The 1,694-nt window shown below is 69.6% G+C and carries 1 protein-coding gene; it reads left to right on the plus strand.

The window, feature by feature from the left end; all coding sequences use genetic code 11:
* The first annotated feature begins 79 nt into the window (after positions 1-79).
* A protein-coding gene (locus tag D7X96_RS38930; RefSeq protein WP_370450233.1) for an IS3 family transposase occupies positions 80-1,659 on the plus strand; the annotation gives its coding sequence in 2 pieces (ribosomal slippage) (positions 80-568 and positions 571-1,659; 1,578 coding nt in all).
* Positions 1,660-1,694: the final 35 nt, after the last annotated feature.

Below are 1,694 nucleotides of genomic sequence, written 5' to 3' on the forward strand. Positions count from 1 at the left end.
CCCCCTGTGTCAGGGAAGTTGTCGCCTCGGCTGAGTGGCCGGGATGACCACGCCTGGGGGCGAGAGCAGGCAGGACGCAGTGGCGTACACGGATGCATTCAAGTCGCAGATGGTGAAGCGGATGGTGGGCCCGGGCGCGGTGAGTGCTGCGGCGCTGGCGCGCCAGGTGGGCGTCTCGCAGCCGACGTTGTCGCAGTGGCTGCGGGAGGCGAATAAATTGGCGGCGATGACGCCCCTGCCCGAGGAGAAGAAGCCTGCCGGTCCGAAGAAGTGGACGCCCGAGGAGAAACTGCGCGTGCTGGCGGAAGCGCACGGGCTGGAGGGCGAGACGCTGGGAGCACTTCTGCGCCGGGAAGGGCTGCATGAAGAGCAGTTGGGGGAGTGGCGGGCCGCAGCCGCTGGAGCCCTTTCCCAAGGCGCGCAGACGGCCTCCTCCGCAGCTTTGACGGCCAGCCAGCGTCGGCGGCTGGCCTCGTCGGAGAAACGGGTGAAGGAGCTGGAGCGGGAGTTGCGCCGCAAGGAGAAGGCGCTGGCGGAGACGGCGGCGCTGCTGGTGCTCGAAAAAAAACTTCAGGCGACGGGCTGGGACGAGCGGGAACTGGACGACGAGGACGACGCAGCGGACGAGAAGCGCGAGAAGTGATGCTCGCCCACGTGCAGGAGGCCCTCCAGCAGGGCGTGCGCCTGGAGGCCGTCTGCGAGCGGCTCGGGGTGGCCCCTCGCACCATTCAGCGCTGGAGGAAGCCGGAGACGGCCGAGGACGGGCGCTGTGGTCCGCACACCCGGCCCGCCAACCGCCTCTCCGAGGGGGAGAAGCGCCGCATGCTGGCGGTGGCCAACAGCGAGGAGTTCCGCGACGTCTCGCCCAAGCAGTTGGTGCCGAGGCTGGCGGACCGGGGCGAGTACGTGGCCAGCGAAGCGAGCTTCTACCGGGTGCTGCGCGAGGCGGGACAGCTTTCCCGCCGAGGCCCCGCGAAGCCTCCCACGCCGCGCCCCAAGGCCGAGCACACGGCCCGAGCGCCCAACCAGGTGTGGAGCTGGGACATCACCTACCTGAAGGGTCCGGTGAAGGGCTGCTTCCTCTACCTCTACCTCGTGGTGGACGTCTTCAGCCGCCGCATCATGGGCTGGCGCGTCCACGAGGAGGAGTCCTCCGCGCATGCCGCGGCCCTCATCCGAGAAACCTGGCAGGCCGCCGGCCACCCCGAGGGGCTGGTGCTGCACTCGGACAATGGCGGCCCCATGAAGGGCGCCACGATGCTGGCCACCCTGCAATGGCTGGGCGTGGCTCCCTCCTTCAGCCGGCCCCGCGTCTCGGACGACAACGCCTTCTCCGAGGCCCTCTTCCGCACGCTGAAATACCGCCCCTCCTTCCCCCAGCGCCCCTTCGCCTCGACGCAGGACGCGCACGCGTGGGTGGAGCATTTCGTCGCCTGGTACAACACCAAGCACCAGCACTCCGCCATCCGCTTCGTCACGCCGGAAGCCAGGCACTTCGGCCTCGACGTCGCGCTGCTCGCCCAGCGCCACCAGGTGTACCAGCGTGCTCGCGCACGCCACCCCGAGCGATGGAGCCGTGACACGCGCGACTGGACGCCAGCGGGCCCCGTGCGCCTCAACCCCTCACCGGAAGCACAGGAGCCGAAGCGCATCGGCTGAACCCTTTCACGCGACATCTACCTTGACGCTCACCG

The organism is Corallococcus interemptor (genome assembly GCF_003668875.1).
GTDB classification, from domain to species: Bacteria; Myxococcota; Myxococcia; order Myxococcales; family Myxococcaceae; genus Corallococcus; species Corallococcus interemptor.